General features: G+C 63.2%; 13 protein-coding genes. 6 read left to right on the top strand and 7 right to left on the bottom strand.

The window, feature by feature from the left end; genetic code table 11:
- Nucleotides 1-12 precede the first annotated feature (12 nt).
- Both K4A76_RS19630 and K4A76_RS19625 read right to left on the bottom strand, forming a co-directional pair.
- Nucleotides 13-618 carry a CDP-alcohol phosphatidyltransferase family protein gene (locus tag K4A76_RS19630; RefSeq protein ID WP_274410976.1) on the bottom strand — a complete coding sequence of 202 codons (606 nt, stop codon included), beginning with the start codon at nt 616-618 and terminating at the stop codon, nt 13-15.
- A gap of 248 nt (nt 619-866) precedes the next feature.
- Nucleotides 867-1,769: a LysR substrate-binding domain-containing protein gene (locus K4A76_RS19625; RefSeq protein WP_274410975.1), complete on the bottom strand. Its 903-nt coding sequence runs from the start codon at nt 1,767-1,769 to the stop codon at nt 867-869.
- Nucleotides 1,770-1,846: 77 nt separating this feature from the next.
- Here K4A76_RS19625 and K4A76_RS19620 point away from each other — a divergent pair, with 77 nt between their 5' ends.
- Nucleotides 1,847-2,611 (top strand): sulfite exporter TauE/SafE family protein, encoded by a 765-nt coding sequence (locus K4A76_RS19620; RefSeq protein ID WP_274410974.1) that lies wholly within the window; start codon nt 1,847-1,849, stop codon nt 2,609-2,611.
- On the opposite strand, the gene K4A76_RS19615 is transcribed toward K4A76_RS19620, so the two are convergent.
- Nucleotides 2,601-2,915, bottom strand: coding sequence for a putative quinol monooxygenase (locus K4A76_RS19615; RefSeq protein ID WP_274410973.1), 315 nt, complete (start codon nt 2,913-2,915; stop codon nt 2,601-2,603). The genes K4A76_RS19620 and K4A76_RS19615 overlap by 11 nt on opposite strands.
- A 163-nt stretch (nt 2,916-3,078) precedes the next feature.
- On the opposite strand from K4A76_RS19615, the gene K4A76_RS19610 reads away from it, so the two are divergent.
- The 3 genes from K4A76_RS19610 to ggt all read left to right on the top strand — a co-directional run bounded on the left by K4A76_RS19610 (nt 3,079) and on the right by ggt (nt 6,473).
- Complete coding sequence (locus K4A76_RS19610) at nt 3,079-3,669, top strand: NAD(P)H-dependent oxidoreductase (protein WP_274410972.1); 591 nt, start codon at nt 3,079-3,081, stop codon at nt 3,667-3,669.
- 122 nt (nt 3,670-3,791) lie between these two features.
- Entirely contained in the window at nt 3,792-4,688 is an 897-nt protein-coding gene (locus tag K4A76_RS19605) for a LysR family transcriptional regulator (RefSeq protein ID WP_173891065.1), read from the top strand.
- A gap of 117 nt (nt 4,689-4,805) precedes the next feature.
- Nucleotides 4,806-6,473, top strand: a complete 1,668-nt coding sequence (ggt, locus tag K4A76_RS19600; protein WP_274410971.1) for a gamma-glutamyltransferase — start codon at nt 4,806-4,808, stop codon at nt 6,471-6,473.
- Nucleotides 6,474-6,605: 132 nt separating this feature from the next.
- On the opposite strand, the gene K4A76_RS19595 is transcribed toward ggt, so the two are convergent.
- Nucleotides 6,606-8,525 (bottom strand): methyl-accepting chemotaxis protein, encoded by a 1,920-nt coding sequence (locus K4A76_RS19595; protein ID WP_054882058.1) that lies wholly within the window; start codon nt 8,523-8,525, stop codon nt 6,606-6,608.
- Between the two features lie 243 nt (nt 8,526-8,768).
- Complete coding sequence (ypfJ, locus tag K4A76_RS19590; protein WP_009682254.1) at nt 8,769-9,662, bottom strand: KPN_02809 family neutral zinc metallopeptidase; 894 nt, start codon at nt 9,660-9,662, stop codon at nt 8,769-8,771.
- A 225-nt stretch (nt 9,663-9,887) separates the two neighbouring features.
- On the opposite strand from ypfJ, the gene pcaH reads away from it, so the two are divergent.
- Entirely contained in the window at nt 9,888-10,607 is a 720-nt protein-coding gene (pcaH, locus tag K4A76_RS19585) for a protocatechuate 3,4-dioxygenase subunit beta (protein ID WP_009682255.1), read from the top strand.
- Nucleotides 10,608-10,617: 10 nt separating this feature from the next.
- Nucleotides 10,618-11,223 carry a protocatechuate 3,4-dioxygenase subunit alpha gene (pcaG, locus tag K4A76_RS19580; protein ID WP_009682256.1) on the top strand — a complete coding sequence of 202 codons (606 nt, stop codon included), beginning with the start codon at nt 10,618-10,620 and terminating at the stop codon, nt 11,221-11,223.
- A gap of 35 nt (nt 11,224-11,258) precedes the next feature.
- Here the strand turns inward: pcaG and K4A76_RS19575 are convergent, their stop codons facing one another.
- Both K4A76_RS19575 and K4A76_RS19570 read right to left on the bottom strand, forming a co-directional pair.
- Complete coding sequence (locus K4A76_RS19575; RefSeq protein ID WP_274412315.1) at nt 11,259-11,693, bottom strand: cupin domain-containing protein; 435 nt, start codon at nt 11,691-11,693, stop codon at nt 11,259-11,261.
- Between the two features lie 103 nt (nt 11,694-11,796).
- Nucleotides 11,797-12,702 (bottom strand): LysR family transcriptional regulator, encoded by a 906-nt coding sequence (locus K4A76_RS19570; RefSeq protein ID WP_274410970.1) that lies wholly within the window; start codon nt 12,700-12,702, stop codon nt 11,797-11,799.
- Nucleotides 12,703-12,715 lie beyond the last annotated feature (13 nt).

Here is a 12,715-nt window from a genome sequence, read left to right as displayed (position 1 = left end):
ACGACGATAGGCTCAGCGGGTTTCGGCCAGGCCCTGGCGAACCCGGTTGTAGAGGGTATAGAGCGAGAGCGCGAGGATGACCAGCAACAGGCCGTTGATCCAGGCGCCATCGAGCAGGCCAAAGGCGACGCCGGTGCCCAGCACGCCGAAGGCGAAGGCCCTGTCGCTCTTGCCCATAGGCCCGTCGTAGCGCCGCGCGGCGCCTGCCAGCGGGCCCATGACACCGGCGTACTCGCTGAAGGTGGCGCACAGCACCACCAGCACCACCAGCGCAGGCGACACCCCGGCCAACAAGGCGAAGGGCAGGTACAGCGCTGCATCGGCAATCACGTCACAGAGTTCGTTGAGATAAGCACCGAGGGTTGATTGCTGGCCGAACTCCCGGGCCAGCATGCCGTCGACGGCATTCAGCGCCATGCGCAGCAGCATCCAGATCGGTACCAGGATGAACAGCCAGGTGATGTGCGGCAGGGCGGCCAGCAGCAGGCCCACCAGGAGCGATACCACGGCAGCGGTGACTGTGACCTGGTTGGCGGTGACGCCTCGGTCGTAAAGGCGTTGCACGGCCGGGCGCAACAAAGCCTGGAAGCGTGGTTTGAGCTGGTAGATCGAGGCCACTGGACAGTCCTTTTTAGTGGGGCGTCATGGCGCCATTGTGTGTGAGCCTTCTTCGCGGGTAAACCCGCTCCCACAGGTATAGCGTCAACTGGCAAGTCTCCCAGCCCTTCAGGCTGCGCTGTCGTGCATAGCACTGATGCTGGGCACTGTGGGAGCGGGTTTACCCGCGAAGAATCCAACGCAGTGCATGGCACCGGCTGCGCCGGTGTTCGCGGGCGCGCCCGCTCCTACAGGGACCGCGCCAGCTTTTAGTAATTGAGCAAGACAGTTGCTCCCACCAGCCGGTCAACCAACCCCGACGCATACCCTGGCAACGCCGCAAAGTCCCGCGCGCACACCAGCAACCGGCGGTTGGCCCAGGGTTCCGCCAGGGCTACCCAGTGCAGCGGCAACAGCCCTTGCCAACGCTTCACCGCCGCCAGTGGCACCACCCCGACCCCAGCCCCGCCTGCAACCATGCGGATCACGCCATCAAACCCTTCGGCCCGCACTCTCACCTGCATGCGCCGCCCTTCCCGCAATGCCTGTTCCTCCAGGTACAACGCCAATGCACTGCCTGCTCCAAGCCCGACATGACCATGCGCCAGGCTGTCGATGAAGCTGGGGGCAACCTCGCTGGCCAGCGGATGGCCAGGCGGCGTTACCAGCACCAGTGGGTCGTCACGAAACGGCCGGGTTTGCAGGTGCCCGAAAGGCGCGGCTGATGAAACAATGCCAAGGTCTGCCATGCCTTGCGTAATCGCCTGCACGATGCGCAGGCTCGGCAGTTCCTGTATGTCCACGCTGACGCCGGGGTTTTCAGCCAGGTAACCGGCCACAAGTTCGGGCAGGTACTCCGTAAGTGCTGCGGTATTGCACAGCAGGCGCACTTGGCCGTGCTGCCCCTGCGCGTACTGGCCCAGGTCGAACTGCAGGCGTTCGACCTGCTGGGCAATCAGGCGGGCATGCTGCAACAGCGCCTGGCCGGCCGGGGTCGGCTGAACACCGCGGCGGTTACGCTGCAGTAAAGGGATGCCCAGCGACGCTTCCATGGCCCGGATGCGCGCACTGGCTGCCGGCAGCGACAGATGGCTGCGGCTGGCACCGGCGGTGATGTTGCCGCACTCCAGGGTGTGCTGGAAGAGCTTGAGGTCGATCAGGTCAAAATGCATGTGCCTCTGTCTGCGCAAGAGTCTGGCTAAGGGTATGGCAGATTTTCAGCCTGCCCGCCACGGGCCATTATCGGCCCATGAATACCTTGCTCGCTTTCTACCACAACATGGGCCCCGCTCTGTCGCTGCTGGTGGTGCTGACGTTCCTGCTGGCCGGCGCAGTGAAAGGCGTGATCGGCCTGGGGCTGCCCACCATCGCGATGGGCCTGCTGGGCCTGGCTATGCCTCCGGCGCAGGCTGCAGCACTGCTGATCGTGCCGTCGACCCTTACCAACCTTTGGCAGTTGGCCAGCGGCGGGCACCTGCGAGCGTTGCTGGCGCGGCTGGGCCCGATGCTGGCGCTGATCTTCATTGGCACCTTGCTGGGCAGTGCCTGGCTGGGCATCGACAGCGGGCCATGGGCCGCGCATGCGTTGGGTGCGGCCTTGCTGGCGTACGCGGTGTACGGGCTGGTTGGGCCGGGCTTGCGCTTGGCAGCGGCGCACGAGCGTTGGCTGGGGCCTGCGTGCGGGCTGGTGACGGGGGTAATCACGGCGGCAACCGGGGTATTCGTGATACCTGCGGTGCCCTACTTGCAGAGCCTGGGCCTGAGCCGCGAGCAGATGATCCAGGCGCTGGGCCTGTCGTTCACGGTTTCGACCCTGGCACTGGCTGTTGGCCTGGCCGGGCAGGATGCCCTCGGTGGCCAGGCCTTGGGTGCTTCACTGCTGATGCTGGCGCCAGCCTTGCTCGGCATGCTGGCCGGGCAGTGGTTGCGTCAGCGCATCAGCGCGTTGCTGTTCAAGCGTTGTTTCTTCATCGGCCTGGCCGCACTGGGCGGCCACTTGCTGATCAACGGTTAGCGCTGGATGCGCTGAGCATGTCGACCTGCTGGATATCGAAATCGCGCTCAAGGTAGTCCATGCGTTTTTCGAAGAAGGCGGCCATGTGCGGCAGGGCCGAATGCACATCCAGCGCGGCCTGGTCGGCCCACACTTCGAAAAACACGAACAGGCTCGGGTCCTGCTGGTCGCGCAGCATGTGGTACTCGATGCAACCTGACTCCTGGCGGCTTGGCTCGACATAAGGGCGGAAAAGGTTTTCGAACGCATCGGCCATTTCCGGGCGGGTCTTGGCTTTGAGAATGAAGGCGATCTGCTCAGTCATGGGGCGCTACTCGGTGAGGGGTGGTGAACCGATTCTACGGCAATAATGTGATGTTGATTCGTGACTTCTGGTCAATTGTATTTTGCCCGGTGACTTCTGTATCCCGCCCCAGCGAACCTCTAACCTGCCGACATCAAATTTTGACTCGGCCGGGGAGGCCAGCATGAAAAAGATTCTTCTGCTCAATGGTGGTAAACAGTTCGCTCACTCTGATGGCCGCCTCAACACGACCTTGCACGAAGCGGCCATCGCCCACCTGGACCGCGCCGGTTTCGATGTACAGCAGACCTTCATCGACGGTGGCTACGACGTGCAGGCCGAGGTCGAGAAGTTTCTCTGGGCCGATGTGATCATCTACCAGATGCCGGGCTGGTGGATGGGCGCGCCGTGGACGGTGAAGAAGTACATCGATGAAGTGTTCACCGCAGGCCATGGCAGCCTCTACGCCAACGATGGCCGCACCCGCTCGGATCACACGCAGAAGTACGGCAGCGGTGGCCTGGTGCACGGCAAGCAGTACATGCTGTCGCTGACCTGGAACGCGCCGCAGCAGGCCTTCGATGACCCGAGCGATTTCTTCGAAGGCAAAGGCGTGGATGCGGTGTACTTCCCATTCCACAAGGCCAACCAGTTCCTTGGCATGGCCGGCCTGCCGACTTTCCTGGCAACGGATGTGATGAAGCGCCCGGATGTGCCGGCGGCGCTGGCAGCTTATGAAGCCCATCTGGACAAGGTGTTCGGCAAGGCAGCGTGATGGGTTGCCTGTACTGGCCTCTTCGCGGGCTGGCCTGCTCCCACGGGTGAGGTGGGAGCAGCCGCACTTGGCCTGGACATGCGATTATCTGATCCTTGCACAGACCTATCACAGGCCCGAATGTGAAAACCCGATCCGAAGAACTCCAGGTATTCGTCGCCGTCATCGACTGCGGCTCGATCTCCGCCGCTGCCGAGCAGATGGGCCAGACCCCGTCCGCCGTCAGCCGCACGTTGTCGCGCCTGGAGGGCAAGCTGGGCACCACTCTGGTCAATCGCACCACCCGGCGTATGGACCTCACCGAAGAAGGGCGTTTTTTCCTCGACCGCGCGCGGTTGATCCTGCAGCAGATGGACGACATGGAAGAGCGCCTGTCGATGAACCGCCAGACCCCTACCGGGCGCCTGCGCATCAACGCTGCCGCCCCTTTCATGCTGCATGCCATCGTGCCGTGGATCGGCGAGTTCCGCCGCCAGTACCCGGGCATAGAGCTGGAGCTGAATACCGACGACCTGATCATCGACCTGCTGGAGCACAGCACCGATGTGGCGATTCGCATCGGTGAACTGGCCGACTCCAGCCTGCATGCACGCAGCCTTGGCTGTAGCCCGGTGCAGGTGCTGGCAAGCCCCGCCTACCTGGCGCAGCATGGGACGCCCCAGCGTGTCGAGGACCTGGTCAACCACTGCCTGCTTGGCTTCAGCCAGCCCGACTCGCTCAACCAGTGGCCGCTGCGCCATGCCCAGGGTGACCGCTTCGGCATCCGCCCCGCGTTGCTCGCTTCCAGCGGCGAGACCCTGCGCCAGCTGGCGCTGGCCGGGGAGGGCATCGTCAGCCTGTCGCATTTCATGACCCACGAAGACATTCGCAGCGGGCGCTTGCAGGTGCTGTTGGGTGAAGCCAACAACGGTTACCGGCAACCGATTCACGCGGTGTACTACCGCAACACGCAGCTGGCCCTGCGTATTCAGTGCTTTCTGGATTTCATCCAGCGCAAGCTGGCCATGTACGCCTGCTGATTTGCCTGAACGCGACAAAGCCTTCCCACGGGCGGCGAAACGCCCTGCGGTTGATTGCACAGTCCAGGCGCATCGGCCTTACTGACTGCTCGACAAAAACAACACCAAGGAAGTGTCATGCGTATTGTCCCGTTTCAGTACCTGGCTCTCGCAGCCGCGATCCTGAGCTGTTCCTCGGTTTACGCTGCGGATCTGGAAGGCGGTGCAGTGGCTGCCCCCGATCAATATGGTGCACAGGTCGCCGCCGATATCCTGAAAAAGGGCGGCAACGCAGTCGATGCCGCCGTGGCCACGGCCTTCACCCTGGCGGTGACCTACCCCGAGGCCGGCAATATCGGCGGCGGCGGTTTCATGACCCTGTTCGTCGACGGCAAGCCGTATTTCCTCGACTACCGCGAAGTGGCGCCCAAGGCCGCCACGCGCAACATGTACCTGGACGACAAGGGCGAGGTCATCGAGAACCTCAGCCTGGTCGGGGTGCGCGCCGCTGGCGTACCCGGCACGGTGATGGGCTTGTGGGAGGCGCATCGCAAGTTTGGCAAGCTGCCCTGGAGCGAGCTGCTGACCCCGGCCATCGGCTATGCGAAAAATGGCTTCAAGGTCGCGGAAAAGCAGTACCAGTACCGCAACGATGCACAGGGCATGTTCAAGACTGCGACCAACTTCAACGATTACTTCGGCAACATGAAGGTTGGCGAGCTGTTCAGGCAGCCCGAACTGGCCCAGACCCTGGAGCGTATCGCCGATAAAGGCGTCAGCGAGTTCTACCAGGGCAAGACTGCCGATTTGCTGGTGGCGCAGATGCAGGCCGACAAGGGCCTGATCACCAAGCAAGACCTGCAGGATTACAAGGCCGTATGGCGTGAGCCGATGGCCGTCAGCTGGCGTGGCAACGTGGTGTATACCGCGCCACCACCCAGCTCCGGCGGTGTAGCCCTGGCTCAGTTGCTGGGCATCAAGGAAGACCGCGCGGCGGACTTCAAGGGGGTGGCGCACAACTCCGCGCAGTACATCCACCTGCTGGCCGAGATCGAGAAACGCGTGTTCGCCGACCGCGCCGACTATCTCGGTGACCCGGCCTTTACCCAAGTGCCGGTGGATAAACTGGTGGCCAAGGACTACCTGGCCAAGCGCGCTGCGCAGGTCAACCCGAAAGCCATTTCCGACACTGACAAGGTCAAGCCCGGGCTGGAACCGCACCAGACCACGCACTTTTCCATCGTCGACAAGCACGGCAACGCGGTCAGCAACACCTACACCCTCAACCTCGACTACGGCAGCGGCGTGGTGGTGAAAGGGGCGGGTTTCCTGCTGAACGACGAGATGGACGATTTCAGCGCCAAGCCGGGGGCGGCCAATGCCTTTGGCGTAGTCGGCGGTGATGCCAACGCGATCGAGCCGGGCAAGCGCATGCTGTCGTCGATGAGCCCCAGCCTGATGACCCGTGACGGCAAGGTCGAGCTGGTGATCGGCACCCCGGGTGGTTCGCGGATCTTTACCTCGATCTTCCAGGTGATGAACAACCTGTATGACTACGGCATGCCATTGGACAAAGCGGTGGCGGCCCAGCGTGTGCACCATCAGTTGCTGCCCAAGGACACCATCTACTTCGACAGCTATGCACCGTTGACCGGGCCTGTGGCTGACGGCCTGAAGAAGATGGGATATGTGCTGGAAGCCCAGGGCTGGGAGATGGGTGATATCCAGGCGATCCGGGTGGAAGGGGCAAAGCTGGAGACGGCCTCTGATCCACGGGGGCGTGGGGTGGGCATGATCGTCAAATAGGCTGTCGCCTGTGTTGGCCAGATCGCCGGCAAGTCAGCTCCCACAGGTACGGCGCTGTTTCTGATCCTGCACCGTTGCTGTGGCAGCCTGGCTTGCCGGCGCTGGGCCGCTCAGCGGCCCCAGGGCTTGCAGTCAGACGCGGAACTGGCTGACCAGCGTCTGCAACTGCCCACCCAGGCGCGCCAGTTCGACGCTGGACGCTGCCGTTTCATTGCTGGCCGCCGCCGTCTGCTCAGACACATCGCGCACATTGAGGATGCTGCGGCTGATCTCCTCGGCCACCGCACTCTGCTGCTCTGCGGCCGCGGCAATCTGCTGGTTCATCGACTGAATGCCCGACACCGTGCTGGTAATGCTCTCCAGCGAGGCCCCGGCCTTGCGCGCCAGTTCCACGCTGCTGTCGGTCAGGGTGCGGCTGCCTTGCATGGCGCTGGCCACTTGCTGGGTACCCTGCTGCAGGCCAGCAATCAGCTCTTCGATTTCTTCGGTGGACTTTTGCGTACGCTGCGCCAGGCCGCGGACTTCATCGGCCACTACGGCGAAGCCGCGCCCGGCTTCACCCGCCCGCGCCGCCTCGATCGCCGCGTTCAGCGCCAGCAGGTTGGTCTGTTCTGCCACCGACTTGATCACGTCCATCACGCTGCCGATTTTCTGGCTTTCCTGTTGCAGCAGGCTCATGGCTTCAGTGGAGCGGTGCATGTCCTGGGCCAGGCGCTCGATCTGGCCGATCGCTTCACCGACCACACGGTCGCCGGCGCGGGCTTGTTCGTCGGCACCGGTGGCGGCGTGCGAAGCCTGTTCGGCATTGCGCGCCACTTCTTGCACGGTGGCGGCCATTTCGTGCATGGCGGTGGCCACCTGGTCGGTTTCGACCTTCTGGCTATTGGCCCCGGCGCTGGTCTGTTCGGTCACTGCCGAAAGTTCTTCGGCAGCGCTGGCGATCTGGGTCACGCCGTCGCGGATGCCGCTGATCAGCTCGCGCAAGGTGGTACCCATGCGCGCGATGCCTTGCTGCAGCACGCCCAATTCGTCGCGGCGGGTGACGCGCAGTTGCTGGGTCAGGTCGCCACTGGCGATCTTTTCCACCGCCAGCAGCGTTTCGCGCAACGGGCGGGTGATCTGCCGGGTGATCAACACCGCGCCCAGCACGCCGACCAGCAACGCCAGCAGCGTGGCGATGGCCTGCAGGCTGCGTGCCTGGCTGCTTTCGACGTCGCGACGCTGCAGCTGGATCTGGTACAGCGCATCGCTGCGCTTGACGATATCGGCACCCTGTACGGTCATTTCCGCACGCGCGGTGGTGATGCTGGCGACCGCATCGCGGAACTGGCGTACGGCATCACGGTAGGCCCGTACCGCGCTTTCCAGTTGCTGCAGGCGTGTGCTTTCACCCGGCATCTGGCCTTTGAGGTTGTCGACATTGGCCAGTGCCGCATCCAGCTGGCGCAGGGCGGCCTGCTCGTTGCTGGCACTGTTGTCGGCAATGTAGCCGCGCACGTCGATGCGCACCTGCAGCAACTGCTGGCGCGCCTGGCTGATCAGTTGGTACTGGGCCAGGCGCACGCTGTCGGCTTCCGGGCGGGCCATGACTTCCTGGCTGAGCAGGTCCATGGCCTGGTCGGCGCCGGCGGCCGAGCTGTCCATGGTGCTACGCGCTGCGCGCGTGGCGTCGTAGCCTTGGCGCATCTTGTTCAGCGACAGCTTGTAGGCGCTGATGGTTTCCCCCAGCTCCCCCAGCAGCTTGACGTTCTCGGGGCTTTTGAAGGTACTGGCCAGGTAGGCCTGCTGCTTGCTGAAGGCGTTCAGCTTGGCCTGGGTGTTGGCGGCCGCGGCATCGTCGCCATTGGCGATCATGTACTGCAGGCGGGCCACGCGCAGGTCGGTCAGGTCTTTGTTCAACTGGCCGATGTCGCTCATCCAGTTGCTACGGTCGATCAGGCTGCCCAGGCTGGTCCAGCCAGTCAGGGCCAGCAGGCCGGTGAGGACAAGCACCAGGCCGAAGCCCAGGCCGAGTTTGAGGTTGACGCTGATGTTGGCAAACCAGCTGTTCATGCACGCACTCCAGAAATAGTTTTCGCTCTTTTGATGTTCGATCGCCAGGCGTTATTGTTCTGGATGCCCGCTGATTCATGCAGGGGTTATCGGCAATGCTGCGGGAAGCTGAAACGCTTTTTCAGCAAAAACAGCGTGCGGGTTTTTGTAGGCGCGGCCTTGCCGGTGCGCCGGACCGGTCGGAAAGGGCCGCGAAGCGGCCCCAGGGTTCCAGCGGTGACGCATCAGCCTGTTGGCGAGGTGTCAGAGGCTACGGGCACTGAAGGTGTCGCAGCGGTCCACTTCACCTTCGGCAAACCCGGTCTTGAACCAGCGTACGCGCTGGGCCGAGGTGCCATGGGTAAAGGAGTCCGGCACCACACGGCCGCGCCCTTGCTGTTGCAGGCGGTCATCGCCAATGGCGTTGGCGGCGTTCAGCGCCTCCTCTACATCGCCCGGCTCCAGCCAGTTCAGGCGCTTCTGTGCCTGGTAGGCCCAGACACCCGCCAGGCAGTCCGCCTGCAGTTCCTGGCGTACCAGCAACCCATTGTCGCCCTCCATGCGCTGGCCACTGCGGCGGGCGGCGTCGACCTTGGCCGAAACCCCCAGCAAGGTCTGCACGTGGTGGCCAATTTCGTGGGCGATGACGTAGGCCTGGGCAAAGTCGCCGGCCGCGGCGAAACGGGTTTCCATTTCGCGGAAGAACGACATGTCCAGGTACACGCGCTGGTCGGCCGGGCAATAGAACGGCCCCACGGCCGCAGAGGCAGCGCCGCAGGCCGAATTGACCTGGCCACTGAACAGCACCAGCTTGGGGTCGCGGTACTGTTTGCCTGCTTCGGCGAACAATGCCTTCCAGGTGTCCTCGGTATCGCCCAGGATCGAGGCCACGAACTGGGCCTGTTCGTCGTTGGCCGGTGGCGCCTTGGCGCCAGCACCGCTTGGCGCGGTCTGGGTCTGCTGCTGCTCCACCTGGCCGGCCAACTGGCCGAGGATCTGCAGCGGGTCCTGCCCGGTCAACCAGCCGATGCCGACGATCAGCAGGATCGCCCCCAGGCCCAGGCCCTTGCCGCCGCCAAAGCGCATGCCGCCCCCACCGCCACCTTCGCCCCGGGCATCGACCACGTTGTCGCTGCGTCGGCCTTTTCGCCATTCCATGAGTGCTCTCCCGAGCGTGAAACAAGAAGTAAAAGATTAGTTCACGACCGCGGTTGGTGTCAGGTCCAGGTGCTCATGCATAACCAAATGGATATGTTTGAGGTGTCTCATTTCAATATTCACCGCGCGCGACATGCCGGAAACTGTATGTAGGAGCGGGCTTGCCCGCGAAGGGTTCAATAAGCCCGCCTGTGCATCTCCATAATTCCAAGAGAGGAAACCGGCATGCCCGCCCAGGACAACAGCCGCTTCGTGATCCGTGATCGCAACTGGCACCCCAAAGCCCTCACCCCCGACTACAAGACCTCCGTTGCCCGCTCGCCGCGCCAGGCGCTGGTCAGCATTCCGCAGTCGATCAGCGAAACCACCGGCCCGGATTTTTCCCACCTGGGCTTTGGTGCCCATGACCATGACCTGCTGCTGAATTTCAACAACGGTGGCCTGCCGATCGGTGAGCGCATCATCGTTGCCGGCCGCGTTGTGGACCAGTACGGCAAGCCTGTGCCCAATACCCTGGTGGAAATGTGGCAAGCCAACGCCGGTGGCCGCTACCGCCACAAGAACGACCGCTACCTGGCACCGCTGGACCCCAACTTCGGCGGTGTCGGCCGCTGCCTGACCGACCGTGACGGCTACTACAGCTTCCGCACCATCAAGCCGGGCCCGTACCCGTGGCGCAACGGCCCGAACGACTGGCGCCCGGCGCACATCCACTTCGCCATCAGCGGCCCGTCGATCGCCACCAAGCTGATCACCCAGCTGTACTTCGAAGGCGACCCGCTGATCCCGATGTGCCCGATCGTCAAGTCGATCGCCAACCCGCAAGCCGTGCAGCAGTTGATTGCCAAGCTCGACATGAGCAACGCCAACCCGATGGACTGCCTGGCCTACCGCTTCGACATCGTGCTGCGCGGCCAGCGCAAGACCCACTTCGAAAACTGCTGAGGACCCCGCCATGCCAATCGAACTGCTGCCGGAAACCCCTTCGCAGACCGCCGGCCCCTACGTGCACATCGGCCTGGCCCTGGAAGCGGCCGGCAACCCTACCCGTGACCAGGAAATCTGGAACCGCCTGGCCAAGCCCGACGCCCCGGGTGAGCACATTCAGCTGATCGGCCATGTCTACGACGGCAACGGCCACCTGGTGCGCGACTCGTTCCTGGAAGTGTGGCAAGCCGATGCCAACGGCGAGTACCAGGATGCCTACAACCTGGAAAACGCGTTCAACAGCTTCGGCCGCACCGCCACCACCTTCGACGCCGGTGAGTGGACGCTGTACACGGTCAAGCCCGGCGTGGTGAACAATGCCGCTGGCGTACCGATGGCGCCGCACATCAACATCAGCCTGTTTGCCCGTGGCATCAACATCCACCTGCACACGCGCCTGTATTTCGATGATGAAGCGCCGCTCAATGCCAAGTGCCCGGTGCTCAACCTGATCGAGCAGCCGCAGCGCCGCGAGACGCTGATTGCCAAGCGTTGCGAAGTGGACGGGAAAACGGCGTATCGCTTTGATATCCGTATTCAGGGGGAAGGCGAGACGGTGTTCTTCGACTTTTGATGTAGACGTCGGGGCCGCCAAGCGGCCCCGATGCCTCAGCCTGCAACGGGTTTGAGGTCGAACGCACCGGCCTGATGTTGAAACAGCAGGCAATCGGCAGCCGCCGTGCAGCCACTTTCATGTATCAACCCGGCCGGCAGATTGTAATAGGCGCCTGCCGGATACTCGATGCGCTTGCCGTCGATCACCGCATAGAAGGTCCCCTTCAGCACGACCGTCGGCAGTGCCTGGCTGTGCTGGTGCAGGCCGTTGTCGGTGCCTTTGCTGAATTTCACATAGGCCGAGTAGGGCCCCTTGCCGAAGATATCGCCTTCAACGTTGGCGAAGCTGACAGCGCCATTGGTATTGGGCACGTCCTGCCAGTTCAAGGCCGTGTGGTCGGTGACTGAAACGAGTGGTTGTGCCCCGTTGGCGCCAACTGCCAAGGTGCCGAGTGCCAACGCTGCGATGAATGCCTGCACTGCTTTCATACTGGAATACCTTTGTTGAGTGATGATCAACAAAAGGCTAACTCACCGTTCAGGGCACAAATACGGGCAGAACCAGCCATGACTTGTGTCAATCGCGCACAAATCAATATTCCCACCTCGCTTGTGAATAGTACGCCTGTACGTAATCCAGCAATGCTCGCACCTTTGGCGGCAGGTAGCGGTTCTGTGGATAAACCGCGTAAAGCGTGCGTGCTGGCAGTTTCCAGCCTTCCAGCACCGGTACCAGCCGACCGTTCAGCAGGGCATCGTGGACGATGAAGCGGTCGAAGCTGGCGATGCCGAGGGCGCCTATGGCGGCAGCGCGCAGGGCCATCGGCGAATTCGCACTCAGGCGTCGGGGCATGAGTATGTCGCGCTGTTCGCCTTGGGTGTTGGTCAGTTGCAGGCGCTGTGGGTGCGGTAGCTGGCTATAGCCGAGCAGGGGGTGGCCAGTGAGTTCGTCGGGCGTAGCCGGTGTGCCGTGTCGCTGCAGATAACCCGGGGCTGCTACCAGCAACACCTCGCTGCCCGTCAGCCGGCGCGCCACCAGGCTGGAGTTCGGTAACTGGTCGGTGACCCGCAAGCAGACATCAATTTCCGCCTCGAGAAGGTCGACGAAGCGGTCGCTGCAGTGCAGCTCGATCTGCAACAGGGGATGGCGCTCGACGAAATCCGGTAGCCAGCGACCCAGCTCCAATTCACCAAAGGCTGTGGCCACGCCCAGGCGCAAGGTGCCAGTGGGCTGTTGCTGATGCTCCGACAATTCCAGGCTCATCGCCTGCATCTGTTCGAGAATCTGCACGCAATGGCGATAGAACAATGCGCCGGCTTCGGTGAGGTGCAACCGGCGCGTGGTTCTGGTGAGCAATTGCGCGCCGAGGTGGCGTTCAAGCTGCTTTACCTGGCGTGACAGGACGGTATGCGAGACCCCCGCCTGACTGGCAGCGGCGCTGAAACTGCCGAGATCGACCACCCGGCGGAAAGACTGCATGGCACTGAACTGGTCCATCGGCATCACTCTC

This window comes from Pseudomonas sp. NEEL19 (assembly GCF_028751975.1).
GTDB lineage: Bacteria > Pseudomonadota > Gammaproteobacteria > Pseudomonadales > Pseudomonadaceae > Aquipseudomonas > Aquipseudomonas juntendi.
Note: the sequence above shows the minus strand (reverse complement) of the source record. Positions and strands in the feature narration are given on the sequence as shown.